This window comes from Streptomyces blastmyceticus (assembly GCF_039521185.1).
GTDB lineage: Bacteria > Actinomycetota > Actinomycetes > Streptomycetales > Streptomycetaceae > Streptomyces > Streptomyces blastmyceticus.
Genome location: NZ_BAAABW010000042.1, coordinates 96,290 through 116,130, shown reverse-complemented (window position 1 = coordinate 116,130; position 19,841 = coordinate 96,290). Strand labels below are relative to the sequence as shown.

Below are 19,841 nucleotides of genomic sequence, written 5' to 3'. Positions count from 1 at the left end.
GCAGAGTCGCGCAGGTGCCTTTCCCCGGCGGGGGAGCGCCGACGGACGTGACCCCGCACCCTCAACGCCCGCCCCTCGTCCCGGTGGCGAGGACGGCCGCGAACGCCATCAGCCCGATGACGATCAGCACTCCGCCCGCGCCCGGCAGCGAGCCCAGCGTGCCGAGCACCGCGACGCCCAGCGCCGAGCCCGCCTGGCGGACGCCGTTGAGCGCGCCCTGCCCGGTGGCGGCCAGTTCCGGCGGGGTGGAGGCCGCCATCTCCGCTGCGGCGCCCGGGATGGAGAGGGTGCCCGTGGCCGCGAGCGCGAGCTCGGCCGCGACGACCAGCGCGAGCGGCGGATGCCCGCCGGCGCACGACGCCAGCAGCACTCCGGCCACCACCGATGCGCCCATCCCGGCCAGCAGCACCGGGCGGGCACCGTGGCGGGCCACCAGCCGGCCGGTGAAGAAGGGCATCACGCACACCGGGAAGGTGAGCGGCAGGGTCTGCCGGAACTGGCGGTCGCACGGGAGCTGGAGGAGGGCGAACTCGTCGAACTCCGGCTCGCCGAACCCACCCGCCCCGTCAGCATCGTCGCCCAGTGGCACCCCCGCCTCGGCCTCGCCGAGCGGCCCCTGCGCACCCTCCTCGACCTGGCCCGCCGCGCCGATCCCCTACCGGAGGCCTCCCGCCCGGCCGAGGCCTCCTGAGCCGGACGCCGCCGCGGGAACGCGCTCCAGGACCCCGCCCGCGAACACGTCGTACAGCGGCAGCGTCTCCAGATGCACATAGCCGATGTGGCAGTCGCACACGGCCAGCGGACACGGGCGGGGCGACAGGGCGGCACGGTAGGACCCGTCGTACAGATTGCCCAGTTCGGCACGGACGAAGTGGCAGCGGCGCACCGTGCCGTCCCCGTCCACGGAGATGACGGACTCCCCGGTGCGGCACGGCAGCCCGGCCGAGCGGTGGGGATGGCGGCTGTACGGGAACAGCGGGTCGAGCGCGGTCCAGAGGCCGGCCTCCTCGTCCGTGTACGTACGGCCCTCGGCCGCGTTCACCCACAGATAGACGTGGCCGGGTAGGGCCGCGCGCAGCCGCCGCGCGTCGTCCAGGTGCTCGGGGAGGCCGACGATCCCGACGCTGAATCGCACGCCCAGACCGGCGAGCCGGTGCGCCTTCGCCAGGAAGCGCTCATAGGGGGTCTGCCCCGGGTGGTAGGTGCACCACAGGGCGACCGTGCCGAGGTCGGCGTCCGCCAGCCAGTCCGTGCGGCAGCTGAGATTGGTCTGGATCGCCACGCGCCCGACGTGCGGCTGATGCGACAGCGCGACGAGCGCGCCGCGGTACCAGGAGCGCACCAGCCCCTCGCCCCACGGGGTGAACAGGACGGAGAGGCGGTCACCGCTCTGCCGCCCGGCCCAGCCCGTGAACCGTTCGAGCGCCGCCCGGTCGGCCCGCAGCCGCTCCGTGCTGTCCCGCCGCTTCGCGAACGGGCAGTACGGACAGTCGTAGTCGCAGGACGCGAGCGGCCCGCGGTAGAGGATCGTCAGGTCCATCGGCGCGCTCACCTCGACTCGTACGCGGCCATCGCGGCCCGCACCCCGGGGGAGAACAGCGCGGGGCCGAGCGCGTCCGAGTGCGCGAGGCCCTCGGGGGACAGCCGCAGCCGCCCGGACGGGCCGTCGGCGAGCCAGCCGTGGGCCGCGAAGGTGTCGAGCTCGGCGGCGAAGTCCCCGTACGGGTCGGTGCCGAAGCGCAGCCGGTAGTCCTCCAGCGGCATGCCCTCCGCCTGGAGCAGCGACTGCAGCAGATGACGGCGGCGGGCCTCGTCCTCGTCGACGTACCGGCCGTGCGCGGCGCGCGTGAAGTCCTCCGTGGCGGTGTAGTCGTCGATGATCGTGCGGATCTCGCGCATGTCGACCGCGTAGTCGAAGGAATAGTGCAGCGCCGAGGTGTAGGAGCGGGCGCCGCAGCCGAGGCCGATCATGCCGTCGGTCTGACAGGCGTAGTCGTCGGGACCCTGCGCCGGCGCGTCCGAGCGGCGGAACATCCGCATGGACACCTGCTCGTAGCCGTGCGCGAGGAGGTGGTCGCGGCCCTGCCGGTACAGCCGCAGACGCTGCTCGTCCCAGGCGCGCTCCGCGCACGCGGAGGAATCCGCGTGCCGGCCCAGGCCCGTCAGCGGTCGTACGTACAGCGGATAGAGGTAGACCTCCTCAGGACGCCAGGCGAGCGCCGCGTCCAGGGAGAGGCGCCAACTGGCCGCGGTCTGGCCGTCGATGCCGTAGATGAGGTCGATGTTGAGGACCGGGATGCGGGCGTCGCGGATCCGGCCCAGCGCCGCCTCGACGTCCGCGCGCCGCTGCGGGCGCACGGCCGCGCGCGCCTCCGCGTCGACGAAGCTCTGCACGCCCAGACTCAGCCGCGTCGCGCCCCGCCCGGCGAGGACGGCGAGCCGGTCGGCGGTGGCGGTCGCGGGGGAGGCCTCGACGGACAGCGGTATCGCGCTCAGCTCCGCGCCCATCCGCTTCTCCGCGATGTCGCAGAGCCGCTCCAGCTCGGCCGCCTCCAGAAAGGTGGGCGTGCCCCCGCCGAACGCCGCATTGGCGAAGCGCACGGGCGCCGCGTCCCCGAGCGCGTCACGGACGGCAGTCGCCTGCCGGTCGAGCGCGTCCAGATAGCGGCCGGTCAGCTCGTCGGGCGCGCCGATGCGGGTGAAGAGGTTGCAGAACCCGCAGCGCACCTCGCAGAACGGTATGTGGAGATAGAGCGAGAGGGCGTCCTTCGGCTCCCGCTCCCACAGGGCTTCCAGAGCGGGGCGGTCGTCGAGGGGGCGGTAGGCCGTCTTGTGCGGGTACGCGTAGACGTAACTCTGATACGGGCGGGGCGCGCTCATGCGGACGGCTCCAGGAAGAAGTGGGCGTAGGGCACCGTCCACACGGCCTCGTGGCCGATGCGGTGGCCGGTGTAGCCGTCGTCGCCGTAGGCCGTGCCGTGGTCGGAACAGACGACGGCGAAGCAGCGCCGCCGCGAGCTCACCGCAGTGAACAGCCGCGGCAGGTGCCGGTCGATGTACTCCAGGGCCGCCGCGTGCGTCTCGCGGCTGTCGCCCGCCTCGCGGGTCGCACCCGGCAGATGGAACCAGTTGGGCTGGTGCAGTGCGGACGCGTTGACGAACAGGAACAGCCGCTGCTCGTGCGGGAGCCCGGCGATCACCTTCTCCGCGCGCTCGACCTGCGCCTCGAACGAGACCGGTGACGCCACCCCGAACTCCGGCTCCCAGTGGCTCTCCTGGAACAGCCCCGGCAGCACACCGCCGAGCGCCCCCTGCTTGTTGAAGAAGCCGACACCGCCGATGCACACCGTGCGGTGGCCCGCCGCGGCCAGCCCCGACACGAGGTCGGGGGTGTCGAAGACGAACGTGCGCCCCGCGGTCGTCTCACTGCCCGCGAACCGCGCGGCGAACAGCCGCGGGTGCGGCCCCGGCGCCGCGGGAGTGGGCAGGAACCCCGCGAACATCGCCTGGTGCGAGGCATAGGTGAAACTGCCGGGCGCGTGCCGCTTCTCCCAGCGCCCGCCCGGGAGATGACGGGCCAGATTCGGCAGCCGGCCCGCGGCGGCCAGCTCGACGGCGATGTCGTGGCGGAGCGTGTCGAGGGTGAGCAGCAGAATGTCGTCGCGGCCCACGACCTCGTTCATGTCGGGGCCGTCCGCGCCGAGGTCGGGTCCGGGCGGATCGGCGGATTCCGCGGGGCCGTACGGGTCAGGCTGCTTCATGCGTGTTCCTTGATCGGTGGTGCTGACGGGTCCCGAGGGGCCCGTTTCCTAATAGAGGCCGCGACCTGCGCCCCGTATGTGTCCTGCCCCTCGGCCCCGCTGCCCGGCAGGCCCGTGAGTCCCGGCAGCAGATCGCCGAAGGCGTTGACCTCGCCGACGGCGAACCGCCGCCAGCCGACGGCCGGCAGGAGGTCGACGCCCACGCAGAGCGTGCGGGGGAAGCAGGCGGCGGCCTGCTCGCAGATCTCCAGGGCCCGGGCCCACCGGTCGCCCGCCGCCTCGACGGCGGCGGCCAGGTCGCCGCGGGCGCCGCCGAGGTGAAGGTTCGTCAGAGGGGAGCGGTTGGTGCGGACGACGGCATGGGTGGCCCGTCCCGCGACGACCACGACCCGCAGGTCGGCCGTGCGCGCGTGCAGCGAGGCCTTGGGCAGCCAGCGCTCGATGTGCAGGCCGTCGGGCGCGAGCGTGTCGACGATCGCGGCGATCTCGCGCTCGTCCGTATAGCGGCGCAGCCGCAGGGAGTTGTGGAGCCGGCCGTCCGGTGACAGCTCGACCGAGGTCGTCGCCCGGATCCGGCCCGGCCCCGCCGTCTCCACGGCGAGCACGCCGGACGCGGACGAGCCGTGGGCGGGCTTGACGAAGACCCTCGGCATGCCGGGCCCGCTCATCAGCGCCCGCACGTCATCCCAGCCGCGCACCGGCACGGCCCCTCCCGACGTGGGCGAGGCCGGCACCGGCACCCCGGCCCGGTCGAGCAGGCGGTGGCAGCGCCGCTTGTCGAAGAGCACGGCCAGCTCGTCCGGGTCGTCGAGCCGCACACCGCCGCGCAACGACCGCACGGCGGCGGTGAACCGCCCGTACCAGCGCGCGCCGCCCTCCACACGGGTCGGCTCGCCCACACCCCGCAGGACCCGGTCGACCTCGGCGTCCTCACCGGGCGAGTCCAGGCGTACGGTCTCGTCGGCGCCGAACTCCGCGCCGCCGTCCCGCAGGACGTCACGCCACGCGACGATCCGCGGCTCGGGGAGCCGGGCCGCCCGCACTGCGGCCGTGAAGAGCAGCACGCGGCGGTTCTCCGGATTGCCGACGACCGCGAAGCGGGGTCCGTGCCGGATGTCGCCCGGTGATGACATGACGTTCGCTCCGGCTTCCGCTATTCGCCCACGGCGACGAAGCGCCAGACCGTGTCGTCGTCCTCGTCCTCGTACTCCTCGGTGTCGTCCGCGTCGAGATCGAGCTCCACACCGGCCGGCTCCAGCGCCTCCCGTATGCGGGTGCACAGCGCGTCGCTCAGGTAGTGGTGGTGCAGGTCGAGCTTCTTCAGGTGGGTGAGCGACTGACCCGCCAGAAGCGCCTCCGCGCCCTCGTCGGTCAGCACACCCATCGAGAGGTCGAGGACCTCCAGGCGCGCCACGACCGGAGCGGAGGCCAGCGCCGCCGCGACCGCGTCCTGCATCTCGCTGTTGCGCAGCGCCAGATGCCGCACGCGCGGCAGCCGGTCCCCGGCGAGGAACGGTCCGAGGTCCGCGACGGCCGCGTCACCGCCGTAGTCGGACGTGCCCAGCCACAGGTCGAGGCGCTCCAGAGCGGGCAGTTCACTCGCCGCGATGCCGCGCACCGCCTCGACGGGCAGACCACCGGCCTCCACCGTGAGGGAACGCAGCCGCTCGTGCCGGACGGCGGGGAAGACGAGGCCGGCGCCCCCACGGACCCCGAACTCCTCCAGCTCGGGGAAGCCGTCGAGGAGCGGAGTCACACACCCCTGCGTGATCCAGGAGATCTCGCACTCCTCCGACACCATGTCGCCCAGGAACAGGGCACGCAGCGCGGGCAGCCGGTCGCGCGCCGCCAGCAGCGCCTCGATCACGGCGTCGGGCCCCGTCTCGTACGGCTCGCTCCACGCGCCCACGATCAGCGCCCGCACCCGCGTCGTGTCCACGGTCCGGACGAACCGCGCGAAGACGTCCTGCCACGACTCCTCGCTGTCGTACGCGTCCACGTCGACGCGCCAGGCCACGGATTCCGGTGCGAGCAGCTCGGGATGCTTCTCCTCACCGCCCGGGCCATCGGTGTCGAGGAAGGGGAAGGAGAACGCGGGCAAGCCGTGCAGCTCCTGCAAGTGTTTGTAAATGGCCATGCCTGCCTGCTCCTCGGGTACGGTGCCGTCGCTCGCTCGACGTGCCAGGCAGTTGTACCAAGGGGCACTGACAACGCCGGGGTGGGGGCGCACGCCGTGGCCTCGTACGCTCCCTGTACGCGTCCCGACGAACGACAAGGCCCCGCATGCTCCCGACTCACCGGCGCCGCCCCCGCCACTGGGTACTGGCCTTGGCCGTCCTGCCCCTGACCCTGGCGGCCTGCGGCGGCCCCCCGGCCTCGCACGCGCCGTCGAGCCCCGCGACCACGGCGACCGCCCCCGGTCTGCGCCTTGTCTGGTCGGACGAGTTCACCGGACCCGCCGGGAGCCGGCCCGATCCGGCGAAGTGGGTGCACGAGACGGGCGCGGACGGCTGGGGCAACCACGAATGGGAGAACTACACCGACCGCCCCGACAACGCCTCGCTCGACGGCAAGGGCAACCTGAACATCACCGCCCGCCGCGCGCCCGCTCCGGGCACGCGCTGCGCCGTCGGCCCCTGCGACATCACCTCGGCCCGGCTCATCACCCGCGGGACCTTCGCCCAGCGCTACGGCCGCTTCGAGGCACGCATCAAGGTGCCCGCCGGACCGGGGCTGTGGCCGGCCTTCTGGATGCTCGGCGACGACCAGGGGGACCACCCCTGCCAGGACCCCAAGTGCGGCGAGATAGACATCATGGAGCAGGTGGGGGCCAAGGAGGCCGACACCGTCTGGGGCTCCGCCCACGGCCCCGGCTACTCCGGCGAACACGGCCTCACCAAGGACTACCGCCTCCCGGACGGGCGGCCCTTCTCGGACGACTTCCACGCCTTCGCCGTCGACTGGCAGCCCGGCAGGCTCGCCTTCTCCGTGGACGGCCACACCTACCAGACCCGCACACCGGCCGACGCCCCGAGCAAGGAATGGATCTTCGACCACCCCTTCTTCCTGCTGCTCAACCTCGCGGTGGGCGGCGACTGGCCCGGCCCGCCGGACGCCACCACGGCGTTTCCGGCGACGATGACGGTGGACTACGTACGGGCCTACGCGGCGTCATGACCGCGGCCGTGCCGCCGTCCACGCGGCGGCACGGCCGGCCGCTCAGCCCGCTTCCGACGCTTCCAGCAGGTCGTGGACGTCTTCGGCGGTGGTCTCCTGGAGCTCCTCCGCGACGAGCAGCCAGCGCGTGATGCCGACCGATTCGAGGAACGGCAGGTCGTGACCGGCGATCAGGAGCGCGCCCTCGTAGGAAGCGAGAGCACTCGTCAGCTGCCGCACACTGGCCACGTCCAGGTTGTTGGTCGGCTCGTCCAGCATCAGCAGTTGCGGGGCCGGTGCGGCGAGCATCGTCGCCGCGAGGGCGGCCCGGAAGCGTTCGCCGCCCGACAGGGTGCCCGCGACCTGTTCGGCACGTGATCCCTTGAACAGGAACTTCGCGAGCTGGGCGCGGACGTGGTTGTCGGCGACGCCGGGGGCCGCCCGGGTCACGTTCGCCGCGACGCTCAGCTCCTCGTCCAGCACGTCCAGGCGCTGCGGGAGGAACCGCAGCGGCACGTACGTCCTGGCCTCGCCGGACAGCGGCGCGAGCTCCCCGGCGAGGGTGCGCAGCAGCGTGGTCTTGCCCGCTCCGTTGCGCCCGACCAGCGCGATGCGTTCGGGCCCGTGCACCCGCAGGTTCCCCTCGCGCAGCCTGCCGAACCGCGGGCGCAGCCCGTCCATACTCAGGACGGTGCGGCCCGCGGGCACGGCGGTGCGGGGGAGGCTCACCCGGATCTCGGCGTCGTCGCGGATCGCGTCCGCCGCCGCCTCCCGCCGCTCGCGCGCCGCGTCGAGACGGTCCTCCTGCAAGCCGCGGAGCTTGTCCGCCGACTCCTGCGCCTGCCGCTTGCGTTCGCCCGCGACGATTCTCGGGGCCCGCCGCTGGGCGTCCATCTTCTTGCTGTGCCGCCGGCGGCGGTCCACCTTGATCCGGGTCTCCTCCAGTTCGCGCTTCTGCCGGCGCACGTCGGCCTCGGCGGCGCGCAGCATCCGCCCGGCCGCCTCCTGCTGTGTGGCCAGGGCCTCCTCGTACGCGGACCAGCCGCCTCCGTACCAGTTCACCGACCCGGACCGCAGCTCGGCGATGCGGTCCACCCGCTCCAGCAGGTCACGGTCGTGGCTCACCACGACCAGCACACCGGAACGCCAGGAGTCGACGGCCTCGTAGAGCCGACGGCGCGCGAACAGGTCGAGGTTGTTGGTCGGTTCGTCGAGCAGCAGGACGTCGGGACGCTCCAGGAGCAGCGCCGCCAGGCGCAGCAGAACGGTCTCACCGCCGGACATCTGCCCCACGGTGCGGTCCAGTTCGACGCCGCCGAGCCCGAGCGAGCCCAGCGTCGCCAGCGCCCGCTCCTCGACGTCCCAGTCGTCGCCGACCGTGCCGAAGTGCTCCTCGCGCACATCTCCGGCCTCGATGGCGCGCAGCGCGGCGCGGCGCCCGGCGATGCCCAGAGCCTGGTCGACGCGCAGCGCGGTGTCGAGGGTGACGTTCTGCGGGAGGTAGGCGAGGCTGCCGCCGACGGTCACCGACCCCTGCGAGGGACGCAACTGTCCGGCCAGCAGCCGCAGCAGGGTGGACTTGCCCGTGCCGTTGGCTCCGACGAGGCCGGTGCGGCCCCGGCCGATGCTGAGGGAGAGCCCGTCGAGGACGGGTGTGCCGTCCGGCCACCGGAAGGAGAGGGCGGAGCAGGTCAGGGAGGTGCCGGGTGTGATGGTGTCGGCCATGGGGATTCTCGCAGTCGTAAGCGCTGTGGATTGGGGGCTTCGTGTGCGAGCACCACGCGGCGACCAGGCCGAAAAAGGGGGTGCGGTCCGGTCCTCTGGAGAGCGGGGGGACGGCTCATGCACCGAGGTCGCATCCACGCGGGGTCACGGGCGGCAGGAATGCCGACGGCGTGACGGGCGTACGGACGAAGCCGTACCGCGTGATGATCGCGAACCTCAGATGCGCAACGTCCACCTCTATCGGAGACAACAGGACCCCGACACTGTAACGCGACCGCTCACGCCGGTGCGACCGAATTTCCGCACCCACCCTGGCGGGTGGGACCATGGGCGCATGGACGAGGAAGCGATCCCGGCCCTCCGCATGCCCGCGGTGACCTGATGGCAGCTGATCCCGGCACCCCCGGCCCCGCGGTCTTCGAGGCGGCGACCGGCGCCCACGCTCCCGCCGCCACGTCCCCGCAAGCGCGCGAGGCGGCGGTACGAGCCGCGTTCGACGGGCTGCTGCAGATCCGGCGGCTGATGAACAGCGAGGCCGCCGACCCCCTCGCGGTACCCGCCGCGTGGGAGTGCCGCCGGCCGGTCCGCGCCGTCGCCCTCAGCCTGGAGGCCGCCGGCATCCCGCCCTCGGCCGTAGGTCCCGACGGACAACGGACCGCGACCGGCTACCACGTCACCACGGGCACCCCGCCCGCCGCCGCCCGCGTCGAATGGCTGGGCCCACCCGGCAGCGGCGCCCAATACCAGCAGCACACCGAACTCCGGCGCTGCGCCGACGTCCTGCGCGGACTCGGCTGGGAAGCCCTCGAATACCAGGGCCCGCGCCACCACCGCTACCTCGACATCGAACCCGGACCGGCCGTGCCTCCGCCCCGGTGAGCAATACGCCGTGCCGCAGGGGGAACGGCCGGAGTGAAACGTCTCCCCGTACGTCAGCGGGGATCGTCCGCCCGGTCCGCCGTCGGCAGGGTGGCGGAGGTGAGGAAGTACGTGACGGCGTAGAGGAACCGCCCGCCTCGGATCGCGTCGTCGACGAGGGCGTCGAAGCGCTGGGCCTCGGAGCGGTCGAGGTGGCCGCGGTCGGCGAAGGCGCCGGCCCAGTCGCGGATGCCCATCGTGCCGTCGACGGTGCGCTGGTCGCGGACGACGAGGGTGCGGGGTTCGACCTCCACCTCGACCAGGCCGCGGGCGGTGAGCAGGCCGGGCACGCGCCGCGCGAAGGTGCCGTGGCGGATGCCGGCGGTCCGGCGCAGGGCGAGGATCTTGTCGGCCAGGTCGTGGTCCTCGATGTCGAGGACCTGGGTCGCGGTGTCCGGGTCGCAGACGACGATCCGGCCTCCGGGGCGGATGACGCGCAGCATTTCGTCCAGGGCCCGGCCGGGATCCTCGACGTGCTGCAGGACGCGGTCGGCCCAGGCGCCGTCGAACGAGGCGTCGGCGAAGGGAAGTCGGTGGCTGTCGGCCACGGCCACCCGCCGCAGGCCGGTCTTCTTCATCTCGGCGCACATGGTCCGGGAGAGGTCGCAGGCGACGACCTCGGCACCGGTCCCGGCGGCGAGCTCGCGGGCGGCGTGCCCGGTCCCGGCCCCGACGTCGAGGAACCGCCGCCCGGGCCGGGCCCGCAGCAGGTCGCGTACGCGCTGCTTGTACGAGACGAAAAACGGCTCGCTCTCCAAGCGGTGGAGCGCGTCGACCAGCCGTACCGGGTCATGGTGCGCGTCGATGTGGGAGAAGGCGTGCGGCGCATAGCGGTTGCTCATGGCGGGACCCTATGCCGGGCGCCGCCGCTGCGCATCCGGCCCCGCGCAGGTCACCCGAGGCGGCGCAGGAACACGTCGACGGTCTTGTCCGTGTCATCGGGGACGAGGTTGTCGGCGGCGCTGGTGAACACCGCCGTGCGTCCGGAGTGGTCGACCGCCACTCCGTCCGAATCGCCGTTGGCCGGGGTTCCGTTGTCCGCGACGTCGAGCCGTTCGACGGAGCCGGTCGTCAGGTCCCGGGCGTAGACGGCCGAGTGCCCGTCGCTTCCGCCGGGGACGAGGTTGGTGGCGGTGGAGGTGAAGAACACCTTCCGGTTGTTGGCGCTCATGGCAGGGCCGCGGGACTCGCCCTGGGCCTCGGCGCCGTCGTGGGCGAGGCTCAGGCGGCGGGTGGTGCCGGTGAGCAGGTCCCTGGCGTAGGCGTCCGACGTGTGCGTGGTCTTGCCCGGCACGACGTCGGAACTGCGGCTGGAGAAGAGCGCGTAGCGCCCGTCGGGACTGAGGCCGATGTCGGTCGCCCCGACGCCGCGGCCGTCGAGCTGCCGGGCGGCGAGCTCGGTCCGGCCGGTGCGCATGTCGTGGACGTAGAAGGTGCTCAGCCGTGGCTTGTTCAGCCCCGGACCTGCCTCGGCCCGCTGCCCCTCGTCCAGGCCGCCGAGCGACAGGAACCCGACCTTGCTGCCGTCGGCGCTGATGACCGGCGCCGCGGAGCGGGTACCCGCCTGGCTGCCGTCCGACCGGACGCTCACCCGCCGCGTGGTGCCCTTCCAGCGGTCCCGTACGTAGACGGCCATCGGATCGGTGCTCGGCCCGGGGACGAGATCGGTCCGGTCGGAGGAGAAGGCGACGAACCGGCCGTCGGCACTGATGGCCGGTTCGTACGAGGTGCCCTGCTGCTGGTTCTTGTTCTCCAGGAGCAGCTCGGTCCGCCCCGTCCTGCGGTCACGGACGAAGAGATCGGTGTCCCCGGGACGCTTGTCCCGGGACAGGTTGTCGGCCCTCGACTCGAAGACGGCGTACCGCCCGTCGCCGCTGAGCGCGATGTCGAACGAGGAGTCGTCGGCCGCGGTGCCGTCGCTCGCGACGTTGGCCTGCTCGACCGCGCCGGTCCGTAAGTTCTTGATGAACAGGTTGACGCCGTCATGGGTACCGGGCACCAGATCGGTGGCCCGGGATCTGAAGGTGGCGTAGCGGCCGTCGGCGCTGATGCCGCCGGTGTACGACTCGCCGTTGGCCTGGGCGCCGTCGGCGGTCACGCTCACCCGTTCCGTACGCGGCCGTTGGTGCTCGGCGCCGGATGCCACCGGCACGGTGACTGCCGCGCAGGCACTCAACGCGGTGACCAGCATGGCGGCTCGTGCGAGACAACGCATGGTTCCCCCTCTGGGACGGGACACGAAAGGTCAGGAACGCAGCCAAGCCGCGCCGACCGGCCCGGTCAATGGGGAGGAGCAGCCTCCGCCGCGGATACGGCAGTTGTCGGACACGGCGCGCCGCGCCCCCGGCCGGGGGTCACCCCGCGCGCAGCCACTCGTCCAGAGCGGTGAAATCCCCGTCCGTGAGGCCCTGCCGGGGATCGACGCGATGGAGCAGGGCCCGTCCCGGGTGGTGCGCCGCCACCCAGGCCCGGTCGGCCTCGGTGATCTCGTCGTCGACCCAGGCGAAGGGACGGCCGTCCGCCCAGGCGAGGAGGGCCCGGGTCTTCCAGTGCAGGCCGTCCCACTCGTCCTCGTCGGACGACTCCGGCCAGACCACCACCGGCAGCTCGGGCAGACCGAGCCGTGGCGCGACGCACTCGTTGGCCTCCGACATCCATGTCGTGGCCCACACCAGTTCGCACGGCAGCGCCGTCAACCGGGGCCCGTACGCGGGGTTGATCCTGGCCAGCAACGGATTCGCGTCTTCGGGTCCCGTCCCGTACGTGGGATACCCGCCGGGAAGCTGTTGCGGCGTCGCCCCGAACGGGATGAGCGGTCCGTCGACGTCGAGAAAGAGGAGGGGGTGCTGCGCGGAGCTGATCACCACTCCACCGTAGTGGCCGTGCGGGCCGCCGCCGCACCGGCGCCCGGGCGCGCTTCACCGCGGCCGTCGTCGCGGGCATGCTGGATCCGTGTGACAGGAGCAGCCGACCTTCAGGATGGTGTCGCCGTGTTGTACGCATTCGGCTTCGAGCGCATCGGCGTCGTGGTGAGCGACCTCTATTTCGTCGATCCCGACCCGGAGCCAGGGCAGGAGAGCCCCGAGCGCGGGGTCCGTCTGGAGCTTCGGCTCCTCGAGCGCGGGGAGCTGAAGGGGGACATCTATTCCGCACGGCCCATCGCCATCGACAGGCCGCTCTGGCGCGTCGACCTGCTGGAGTCGGTGGACTCCGCCCCCGGGAGTTTCGACCGCACCCACCACCACCCGAATTTCCGGGGCTGGAATCCGGGTTCGAGGGTGTTCGTCAAGGAACTGTCCGCCGACCCCGTGCAGTGGCTGACCGGGAAACTCTCCGACGTCGCCGCCCTGTTGGAGGAGATCGGGCTGTCCCCGGAAGAGATCGCACCGACGGACCCGGCCGATCTCCACGCGGCCGTACCGCAGATCGTGGACGCCGTCGGGCGCCTGCTCGACGGCGTCCACGCGGGACAGCTCGCGGTGGCGCCCGGCGACGAGCCGGTCAGCAGCGCCCGGGTCAGCTGGCTCTGACCGCCCGGGGCGCCGGGCCCATGAAGGGAACCCGGCGCCGCTGGCCGTTCTGCCGTGGCTCAGGAGCGCGCGTCGGAGCGCGAGCGCTCCAGGGTGAAGGTGTCCACCGGCGTCAGATCACCGTGAGGGCCGTCGAAGGTGTAGTACGTGACCCGCATCAGGGTCCGGCCGCCGCGCCGGTCGCCCGGGTCGACATCGAACGCGGCGAACCCGTGGGTGTATTTACGGTCCTGGACGGCTGCCCACGGCGCGTCCTCGGAGATCCAGACGGGATCCTTGTGGCCCGAGGGCGTCGTCTTGTCGCTCAGCCCGACGAGGACCCGGGCCTTCGGGGTGTCGAAGAGGTCGTCCTGAGTGGTGGCGATGTTCCCGCCGCCACCGATGATCATGTGGACGGTGCCCTTGCCCGTGTCGATCACATCGGTCCGGGTGGAGACGGGAATCGGGGTGCGGGCGTCGTTCGGGAGGGTGCCGCGCACCGGGTGCGACCGCTCGTAGTGGTGCTCGTGCCCGCTGACCACCAGGTCGACCCCGTACTGGTCGAACAGCGGACCCCACGCCTCGCGCACCCCCAGGTCGCTGCCCGCCGACCTGGTGCTGGAGATCATCGGCTGGTGCATGCACACCACGATCCAGTCGATGCCGCGGTCCGATCGCGCCGCCTTCAACTCGCGCTCCAGCCAGCGCCGCTGGGCACCGCCGGAGTAGCCGTGCACATAGGTGTCCCCGCCGTCCTGCAGCGCCACGTCGTCGTTGGCGAGGCTGATGAAGCGGACCGCGCCGACGGTGAACGCGTACCACATGCCCCGGGTCTCCTCGTCCGAGGAGGCGGCCGACTCCGGCAGCGCGAAGTACGTCTGGTAACCGGCGGCGCCGATGGGGCCGTTGTCCTTCTCGTTCTCGTGGTTGCCGGCGCACGGCATCCACGGGCGCAGCCGGGTGGAGCGGCTGTTGTTGATGAACCAGTCCGCCCACGTCGCCGTCCGGCTCATCCCCCACGCACCGGCGATCGCCGCGTAGCAGAGATCGCCGTTGATCAGGTTGAACAGCGGACCGACCCGCTCCACGGCGGAGACGATGTCCGCGGAGGCGGGCGAGCCGACCTGGCTGCTGCTGTGCAGCGGGAAGCGGTTGACGGGGGACGGGACGCCGTCCGGGAGGTGGATCACCCGCCGCAGGTTGGGCGTCGCCTGGTCGCCGAAGCTGGTGAAGGTGAACGCGCTGCGGCCGCGCGGCGCCGTGGTGAACGAACCGGTCTCCGGGCTCGCCCCGTCGTGCCCGGCCGCGTACAGATACGTGGTCGCCGGGCGGAGGCCGGTGATCCGGGCGTGGTGGACGTACACCTCGTCCTTCGACAGGCCGTCCCGGTACGTCTTCGTCTCGGCGTCGATCACCCGGCCGTGCCCGCCGTCGGGCGAGCCCAGCCGCACCTGCGGGCGCCGCACCGACTGCGGGGTGATCCAGGAGACGGTCATCTCGGACGAGGGATCCGAGCCGAACTGCAGGTGTATGCCCAGCACACTGGGCGCCCCCAGCCGGTGCGGCTTGGACTGCAGCAACGGCCCGGCGGACGGCTGCCCGGCATTCGGCGCGGCGGTCGCCTCCCCGGCGGCCCCGACGACCGAGACGGCCGCCACGGCCGACGAGCCCTTGAGTACGGATCTGCGCGTGATCGCCATGAAACACCCTTTTCACAGTGGGGAGTTGATGCTCCAGAGCACCGCACTGTAAGTGATCACTCGCCGATCCACCTATGACCGAAGCCACGGGGTACGACTCGCCCCGGGCGAGACCGAGGCGAGCGGCCCTACCGCCGGCCGGGCCCGGGGACGACGGCCTCGCCGCCGCGGCGTACGGCCTCCACGACCGCGTCGTGCAAAGGCCGCAGCCCCTCCGGCGGTACGGCGGCGGGGCTGCCGGTGAGGGTGTACCACTCGTCGGCCCCGAGGTACTGGATCCGCACCACCGCCCGGCCGTCCGGCCCCAGGGCGGTGACCACGGTGACGTCGCCGCTGATGACGCCGACCTCGTCGGTCATCGCGCCACCGGGACCGGCGGTCACCGTGTCGGCATACCGTTGCCCGGGCCCGTCAGCCGTCATTCGCAGGTGTCGAGCATGGTGACGAGCTGCTCCTCCTCCGGCGGTGTCACCGACAGCCCGTAGAGGTGCTTGATGTCCACCCAGGCGCGGGAGTACGTGCACCAGTAGGCGCGGTTCGGCGGACTCCACTTGTCGGGCGACTGGTCGCCCTTGCTCCTGTTGGAGGCCGCGGACACCGCGATCAGCTGCGAGTGCTCCAGGTCGTTCGCGAACATCTTGCGCTCGGGGGTCGTCCAGCCGTCGGCCCCGGACCGCCAGGCGTTGGCGAGCGGCACCACGTGGTCGATGTCCACCTGGGACGCCGAGTTCAAGGTCTTGCCGTCGTACGGGCTGTACCAGGAGCCGGAGACGGCGCGGCACTGGGCGTCCGTGGCGACGTCCTTGCCGTCACGCTTCAGGACGACTTCGCGGGTGTCGCAGTTGTTGCCCTGCTGAGCCCAGTGCGGGAACTTCGCCCGCGAGTAGCCGTTCATCGGGTGCGGCGCCTCGACGGTCAGGTCCGCGAGCTCGTCACGGGCGGTGTCCACCGGGGTCGGCTCGGGGAGTTGGAGGGGCGCGGCCGCGGCGGGAACCGCGACGACCGGGCTGAGGAGGGCGGTCAGCGCGAGGGCGACGGCCGTGGCCGATCGCCTTACATAGGTGGTGATCACGGGGCGAAAGTACCGACCGTGCTCCGTCGGGCCGGGCAGAACGGGCGAAGGCCACTCGGGTGGAGCAGTGGCTCCGGGATGTCTATCGCGCGACGGCGAGCACGAGCGACGCCGTGGCCAGCCCCAGGAAGCCGCCGGGAAACGCGATGTTGCGGTAGACGCGCCTACGGACGTGCGCGGCGACGGCACCGCAGAAGAACAGGACGAGTCCCGTCGCGGCGGCGACGCCGACGAGCCGGAGGCCCAGGAGCCCGAGCAGGAGCCCGGCGGCTCCGGCGGCCTTGAGCGCGGCGAGCCACGGCAGCCAGGCCCGCGGGACTCTCACCTCGGCCGAGTTGGCCAGGACGAACTCGGCCTTCGAGAAGTCCGCGACGGCGATCCCGGCGTTCGCCACGATCGCGACGACGGTGATGACCACATAGGCGATGAACATGCGCCTCCCCTTCCGTTCGAGCACAGCGCGTGCGTCCGCGAGGCGTTGCCGCGCTCGCCTCGACAAGCCTCGACGAGCCCCGGATCGGCGTCCAATACCTGCGTCCATAACCTGATGGCATGGATGTCGACACCCGGCTGTTGCGCTACTTCGTCGCCGTGGCGGACGAAGGGAGCCTGACCCGCGCCGCGGAACGGCTCTTCGTCTCCCAGCCGGCGCTGACCAAACAGATCAGGCAGCTGGAGACCCGGCTCGGCGTGCCCCTGTTCGTACGGTCCCGCACCGGCATGACCCTCACCCCGGCGGGCCGGGCCCTGGCGGAACGGGCGCCCGCCCTGCTGGCCGACTGGGACGGGACGCTGCGGGAGACCAGGCGCGCGGCCGGCCGGGCGGAACGCGTGCTGCGCGTGGGCTTCGTGGCCAGTGCCGCCAACGAGGCGACCCAGCACATCATCGCGGAGTTCGCCCGCCGACGGCCGGGCTGGCGGGCCGACATGCGGCAGGCCGCCTGGTCCGACCCGACCGCCGGACTCGCCCACGGGGACACCGACGTCGCCCTGCTGCGGCTGCCCTTCCCCGGCCAGGACGCCCTGCGGGTCGAGACGCTGTTCACCGAGCCCCGCTGGGTCGCGCTCCCCACGGCACACCCCTTCGCCGCGCGCGAGCTGATCCCCTTCCGTGACCTCTGGGACGAGCCGTTCGTCGCGGCCCCGCCCGAGACGGGCCGGTGGCGGGACTACTGGCTGGCCGCCGACGAACGCGAGGGCCGGCCGGTCCGCATCGGCGCCGTCACCGACCGGCCCGACGACTGGCTCAGCGCGATCGCCAACGGCTACGGCATCGCCCTCGCCCCCGAATCCGCCGCCCGCTACTACGCCCGCCCCGGCATCACCTACCGCCCCGTCAGCGGCGTCAGCCCCAGCCGGGTCGCCGTCGCCTGGGCCCCCGCCGACGACACCGACCTCTCCGTTCAGGCTTTCGTCCGCAGCTGCCTGGACAACAGCACCCGGGCCGGGGGAGAGGGCCCCTGAGCAGGGGGACCGGTCAAGGGCTGCCGTGCCCGGCGCGCCAGCGGCTCGGCGGCATCCCCGTCTGGCGCTGGAAGAACGTGGTGAAGTTCGCGGCGTCGCGGAAACCGAGGCGCTCCGCGCAGCGTGCGACGGGAAGGCCGGTGTGCGCGAGCAGCCGCTTGGCCTCCAACAGGATCCGCTGATCGAGGAATTGCTTGGCGCCCAGGCCGGTGGCGGCACGGGTCGCCCTGGTCAGCGTCCGTTGGCCGTAGCCGAGCGCGGAGGCGTAGTCGGCGACGTGGTGCTGCCGGGCGAACCGCTCCTCCACCGCGGCCCGGTAGCGGCGGAAGACCGCGAACTCCTCCGCGCTCCCCGCCGTGGGCGGGACCGGATCGGGAGGCAGCACCCGCAGCACGAGCGCCGACAGCAGGTGGGCGAGCAGCGGTGCCGAAGCGAGCCGCGGAACCGAGACGGCCGCCGCGTGCTCGTGACCCAGGTGATCCGCGGCCCTCAGGCCCAGCTCCCAGGCATCCGCCTCCAACTGCCAGCAACTGGGGGCGAAGACGTCCCCCGCCGCGTGCGCCGCGGGGCCCGGAGCGGGCAGGAAGCCTTGTGCGAACAGGATCAAGGGGCCGTCCAGATCCTCGACGTCGGTCCAGCGGTGCACCACGCCCGGCCGGATCCACACGACGCTCCGCTCCCTCAGCGGGTGGTCGACGAAGTCGGCCATGTGCTGCCCGGCGCCCGACGCGACCAGGGCCAGGACGTGGAAGTCCGGGCGCTGGGGCCAGGTCCGGCGACGGCCGCCGTCCATGCGCCGCAGCCGCTCGAAGCTGAGCACCTCCACGCCGAACGCCGCCCCGACGGCCGGGGCGTAGCGCAGCTGCCGGACTCCGGGGATCTGACCGCTTTCCACAAGAAGTGTGCGCCTTTCGACCGAGGTTCCATAGCGGGCCGACTGTAGCGTCTCCGCCGTACCCCGCAGGAAAGGGGTGCGAACTCGGGCGGGAGTAGCGCCGAGTGCGCTCCCCGTCCCTTTGGACGGAGGTCATCGTGACGACAGAAACCACAATCCGCCGGGTTCCCGTGGCAGGCGGCGCACTCGACGTGCACAGGCGCGGACAGCGCGGGCCGACGCTGGTGTTCGCGCACTACTGGGGCGGGTCCGCCAGCACATGGGACGCGGTCGTGGAGCGGCTCCCGGCCGATCGCGACACGGTCCGTTTCGACCAGCGCGGCTGGAGCTCGTCACGGGCACTGCCCGGCCCGTACCACCTCGACCAGCTTGCCGACGACCTCATCGGCCTGGTGGAGGGCCTGGGCCTCGACAGGTTCGTCCTCGTCGGGCACTCGATGGGCGGCAAGGTCTGCCAGCTCGTCGCGGCCCGGCGCCCGGCGGGCCTGGCAGGACTAGTGCTGCTGGCCCCCGCGCCGCCGGAGCCGCCCGCCGGGCTGACCGCCGAGCACCGGCGCTCGCTCGCGCACGCCTACGACTCGGCACAGGCCGTCGGGCAGGCACTCGACCACGCCCTCACCGCCGCCCCGTTGGAGGACACCGTCAAGAGCGCCGTCGTGCGCGACAGCCTGGCCGGCGACGACTCGGCCCGCCGGGAGTGGCCGTTGCGGGGCATCGCGGCGGACGTCACGGACGCCGCCAGGGCGATCGACGTCCCCGTCGTCGTCCTGGCCGGCGAACACGACAAGGTCGAACCATCGCACGTCCTGCGCCGTCACCTGCTGCCCCATGTCCCCCAGGCGCGGTTCAGCGTTGTCCCGGGCAGCGGGCATCTGCTGCCTCTGGAGGCTCCCGAAGCGGTCGCCGCGGCACTGGAGGACTTCGTCTCCGGTCCCGTCCGGACCGGTCGCCTCACGTGATGACGAGCGTGGTCACGCCCTTCGCGCCCGTGAACCCGGTGGTGAGGCACTGCAGCACCCCCGGTTGCGGAAGCGTGATGACCTGCACCGCGGTCCGGCCCAGGAAGCGGCCTTGCGTGACAGTGCCGGTGATCGTGGTGATCACCTGACCCGCCACGGCGGTGCTGCTGCCGCTGGCGTCGACAACGCTGGTGTCGCCGGTGCTCCACGAGAAGGTCCGCTGTTCCTCGAACCCGCCGAGGAGATCGTTGCAGCCGGCGGTGAGGCTGAAATGCTCCCCGTACGATCCGCTCTTCACCTTGCCCGCGCTGTCGGTGCAGTCGAACTGCCCATCGGTCCTGACGTCGAATTTTCTCGGCCAGAGGGTGACTCCCGGGTCGTACGTGACGGATTCGGTTCCCTGACACTGCAGTTGCGCGGGCGGGCGCGGGTGCGGGTGGGCGGATACCGAGGTCGGCGCGCACGTGACCAGCGCGGTGACGGCCGCCAGGGCTACGGAACGCATCCATGTTCTGCTGACCGCCATGCGTGGTCTCCTTCGCGGCGAGTGACGTGAGGTATGCGATGCCCCGTTCACGTACGCGCGAGACGGGCGCTCAGGAGTGAGAGAACACGGGCGGACTCGTGGAGGGCGCGCGACGCCATGCGCGCGCCCGGCGATGGCGAGGGCCTGTTCTGTGAA

At 72.6% G+C, this 19,841-nt stretch carries 21 protein-coding genes; 5 read left to right on the top strand and 16 right to left on the bottom strand.

Going from position 1 to position 19,841, the window contains the following annotated elements:
• Positions 1-61 precede the first annotated feature (61 nt).
• The 6 genes from ABD269_RS34145 to ABD269_RS34120 all read right to left on the bottom strand — a co-directional run bounded on the left by ABD269_RS34145 (position 62) and on the right by ABD269_RS34120 (position 5,898).
• Complete coding sequence (locus ABD269_RS34145) at positions 62-589, bottom strand: MFS transporter (protein WP_344124376.1); 528 nt, start codon at positions 587-589, stop codon at positions 62-64.
• A gap of 66 nt (positions 590-655) precedes the next feature.
• A complete protein-coding gene (locus ABD269_RS34140; RefSeq protein ID WP_344124374.1) occupies positions 656-1,540 on the bottom strand; it encodes an STM4011 family radical SAM protein in 885 nt (294 codons plus the stop codon).
• Positions 1,541-1,548: 8 nt separating this feature from the next.
• A complete protein-coding gene (locus ABD269_RS34135) occupies positions 1,549-2,880 on the bottom strand; it encodes an STM4012 family radical SAM protein (protein WP_344124372.1) in 1,332 nt (443 codons plus the stop codon).
• A complete protein-coding gene (locus tag ABD269_RS34130) occupies positions 2,877-3,683 on the bottom strand; it encodes an STM4013/SEN3800 family hydrolase (RefSeq protein WP_344124448.1) in 807 nt (268 codons plus the stop codon). The genes ABD269_RS34135 and ABD269_RS34130 overlap by 4 nt, the downstream gene beginning before the upstream one ends.
• Before the next feature lie 74 nt (positions 3,684-3,757).
• Positions 3,758-4,894, bottom strand: a complete 1,137-nt coding sequence (locus tag ABD269_RS34125; protein ID WP_344124370.1) for an STM4014 family protein — start codon at positions 4,892-4,894, stop codon at positions 3,758-3,760.
• Positions 4,895-4,914: 20 nt separating this feature from the next.
• The gene (locus ABD269_RS34120; protein WP_301890798.1) at positions 4,915-5,898 is read right to left on the bottom strand and encodes an STM4015 family protein; all 984 of its coding nucleotides are present in this window, start codon (positions 5,896-5,898) and stop codon (positions 4,915-4,917) included.
• 146 nt (positions 5,899-6,044) lie between these two features.
• Between ABD269_RS34120 and ABD269_RS34115 the strand changes: the two genes are divergently transcribed.
• Positions 6,045-6,938 (top strand): glycoside hydrolase family 16 protein, encoded by an 894-nt coding sequence (locus ABD269_RS34115; RefSeq protein WP_344124367.1) that lies wholly within the window; start codon positions 6,045-6,047, stop codon positions 6,936-6,938.
• A gap of 42 nt (positions 6,939-6,980) precedes the next feature.
• On the opposite strand, the gene ABD269_RS34110 is transcribed toward ABD269_RS34115, so the two are convergent.
• Positions 6,981-8,642: an ABC-F family ATP-binding cassette domain-containing protein gene (locus ABD269_RS34110; RefSeq protein ID WP_344124365.1), complete on the bottom strand. Its 1,662-nt coding sequence runs from the start codon at positions 8,640-8,642 to the stop codon at positions 6,981-6,983.
• Between the two features lie 381 nt (positions 8,643-9,023).
• Between ABD269_RS34110 and ABD269_RS34105 the strand changes: the two genes are divergently transcribed.
• Positions 9,024-9,521: a hypothetical protein gene (locus ABD269_RS34105; protein ID WP_344124363.1), complete on the top strand. Its 498-nt coding sequence runs from the start codon at positions 9,024-9,026 to the stop codon at positions 9,519-9,521.
• A gap of 53 nt (positions 9,522-9,574) precedes the next feature.
• On the opposite strand, the gene ABD269_RS34100 is transcribed toward ABD269_RS34105, so the two are convergent.
• From ABD269_RS34100 to ABD269_RS34090, 3 genes are all read right to left on the bottom strand, one after another.
• The gene (locus ABD269_RS34100) at positions 9,575-10,402 is read right to left on the bottom strand and encodes a methyltransferase domain-containing protein (protein WP_344124361.1); all 828 of its coding nucleotides are present in this window, start codon (positions 10,400-10,402) and stop codon (positions 9,575-9,577) included.
• Between the two features lie 50 nt (positions 10,403-10,452).
• Positions 10,453-11,775, bottom strand: coding sequence for a TolB-like translocation protein (locus ABD269_RS34095; RefSeq protein WP_344124359.1), 1,323 nt, complete (start codon positions 11,773-11,775; stop codon positions 10,453-10,455).
• 139 nt (positions 11,776-11,914) lie between these two features.
• A complete protein-coding gene (locus ABD269_RS34090; RefSeq protein WP_344124357.1) occupies positions 11,915-12,424 on the bottom strand; it encodes an HAD domain-containing protein in 510 nt (169 codons plus the stop codon).
• Positions 12,425-12,550: 126 nt separating this feature from the next.
• On the opposite strand from ABD269_RS34090, the gene ABD269_RS34085 reads away from it, so the two are divergent.
• Positions 12,551-13,090 carry a hypothetical protein gene (locus ABD269_RS34085; RefSeq protein WP_301890791.1) on the top strand — a complete coding sequence of 180 codons (540 nt, stop codon included), beginning with the start codon at positions 12,551-12,553 and terminating at the stop codon, positions 13,088-13,090.
• A 59-nt stretch (positions 13,091-13,149) separates the two neighbouring features.
• Here the strand turns inward: ABD269_RS34085 and ABD269_RS34080 are convergent, their stop codons facing one another.
• The 4 genes from ABD269_RS34080 to ABD269_RS34065 all read right to left on the bottom strand — a co-directional run bounded on the left by ABD269_RS34080 (position 13,150) and on the right by ABD269_RS34065 (position 16,274).
• Positions 13,150-14,769: a purple acid phosphatase family protein gene (locus tag ABD269_RS34080; RefSeq protein ID WP_344124354.1), complete on the bottom strand. Its 1,620-nt coding sequence runs from the start codon at positions 14,767-14,769 to the stop codon at positions 13,150-13,152.
• 128 nt (positions 14,770-14,897) lie between these two features.
• The gene (locus tag ABD269_RS34075) at positions 14,898-15,152 is read right to left on the bottom strand and encodes a hypothetical protein (RefSeq protein WP_425573039.1); all 255 of its coding nucleotides are present in this window, start codon (positions 15,150-15,152) and stop codon (positions 14,898-14,900) included.
• A 35-nt stretch (positions 15,153-15,187) separates the two neighbouring features.
• Positions 15,188-15,841 carry a GmrSD restriction endonuclease domain-containing protein gene (locus ABD269_RS34070; RefSeq protein ID WP_344124350.1) on the bottom strand — a complete coding sequence of 218 codons (654 nt, stop codon included), beginning with the start codon at positions 15,839-15,841 and terminating at the stop codon, positions 15,188-15,190.
• Positions 15,842-15,923: 82 nt separating this feature from the next.
• Positions 15,924-16,274, bottom strand: a complete 351-nt coding sequence (locus tag ABD269_RS34065; RefSeq protein WP_344124348.1) for a DoxX family protein — start codon at positions 16,272-16,274, stop codon at positions 15,924-15,926.
• Positions 16,275-16,393: 119 nt separating this feature from the next.
• On the opposite strand from ABD269_RS34065, the gene ABD269_RS34060 reads away from it, so the two are divergent.
• Entirely contained in the window at positions 16,394-17,305 is a 912-nt protein-coding gene (locus ABD269_RS34060; protein ID WP_344124346.1) for a LysR family transcriptional regulator, read from the top strand.
• Positions 17,306-17,318: 13 nt separating this feature from the next.
• On the opposite strand, the gene ABD269_RS34055 is transcribed toward ABD269_RS34060, so the two are convergent.
• Positions 17,319-18,200, bottom strand: a complete 882-nt coding sequence (locus ABD269_RS34055; RefSeq protein ID WP_344124344.1) for a helix-turn-helix transcriptional regulator — start codon at positions 18,198-18,200, stop codon at positions 17,319-17,321.
• Positions 18,201-18,334: 134 nt separating this feature from the next.
• On the opposite strand from ABD269_RS34055, the gene ABD269_RS34050 reads away from it, so the two are divergent.
• Positions 18,335-19,159, top strand: a complete 825-nt coding sequence (locus ABD269_RS34050; protein ID WP_344124447.1) for an alpha/beta fold hydrolase — start codon at positions 18,335-18,337, stop codon at positions 19,157-19,159.
• On the opposite strand, the gene ABD269_RS34045 is transcribed toward ABD269_RS34050, so the two are convergent.
• The gene (locus ABD269_RS34045; RefSeq protein WP_344124342.1) at positions 19,152-19,685 is read right to left on the bottom strand and encodes a hypothetical protein; all 534 of its coding nucleotides are present in this window, start codon (positions 19,683-19,685) and stop codon (positions 19,152-19,154) included. The genes ABD269_RS34050 and ABD269_RS34045 overlap by 8 nt on opposite strands.
• Positions 19,686-19,841: the final 156 nt, after the last annotated feature.

Excerpts from the sequence above, each read along its gene's own strand:
- ABD269_RS34045 (WP_344124342.1), bottom strand. The coding sequence starts at position 19,685 with ATGGCGGTCAGCAGAACATGGATGCGTTCCGTAGCCCTGGCGGCCGTC.
- ABD269_RS34130 (WP_344124448.1), bottom strand. The coding sequence starts at position 3,683 with ATGAACGAGGTCGTGGGCCGCGACGACATTCTGCTGCTCACCCTCGAC.
- ABD269_RS34125 (WP_344124370.1), bottom strand. The coding sequence starts at position 4,894 with ATGTCATCACCGGGCGACATCCGGCACGGACCCCGCTTCGCGGTCGTC.
- ABD269_RS34080 (WP_344124354.1), bottom strand. The coding sequence starts at position 14,769 with ATGGCGATCACGCGCAGATCCGTACTCAAGGGCTCGTCGGCCGTGGCG.
- ABD269_RS34060 (WP_344124346.1), top strand. The coding sequence starts at position 16,394 with ATGGATGTCGACACCCGGCTGTTGCGCTACTTCGTCGCCGTGGCGGAC.
- ABD269_RS34100 (WP_344124361.1), bottom strand. The coding sequence starts at position 10,402 with ATGAGCAACCGCTATGCGCCGCACGCCTTCTCCCACATCGACGCGCAC.
- ABD269_RS34120 (WP_301890798.1), bottom strand. The coding sequence starts at position 5,898 with ATGGCCATTTACAAACACTTGCAGGAGCTGCACGGCTTGCCCGCGTTC.
- ABD269_RS34140 (WP_344124374.1), bottom strand. The coding sequence starts at position 1,540 with ATGGACCTGACGATCCTCTACCGCGGGCCGCTCGCGTCCTGCGACTAC.
- ABD269_RS34110 (WP_344124365.1), bottom strand. The coding sequence starts at position 8,642 with ATGGCCGACACCATCACACCCGGCACCTCCCTGACCTGCTCCGCCCTC.
- ABD269_RS34135 (WP_344124372.1), bottom strand. The coding sequence starts at position 2,880 with ATGAGCGCGCCCCGCCCGTATCAGAGTTACGTCTACGCGTACCCGCAC.
- ABD269_RS34115 (WP_344124367.1), top strand. The coding sequence starts at position 6,045 with ATGCTCCCGACTCACCGGCGCCGCCCCCGCCACTGGGTACTGGCCTTG.
- ABD269_RS34105 (WP_344124363.1), top strand. The coding sequence starts at position 9,024 with ATGGCAGCTGATCCCGGCACCCCCGGCCCCGCGGTCTTCGAGGCGGCG.
- ABD269_RS34095 (WP_344124359.1), bottom strand. The coding sequence starts at position 11,775 with ATGCGTTGTCTCGCACGAGCCGCCATGCTGGTCACCGCGTTGAGTGCC.
- ABD269_RS34065 (WP_344124348.1), bottom strand. The coding sequence starts at position 16,274 with ATGTTCATCGCCTATGTGGTCATCACCGTCGTCGCGATCGTGGCGAAC.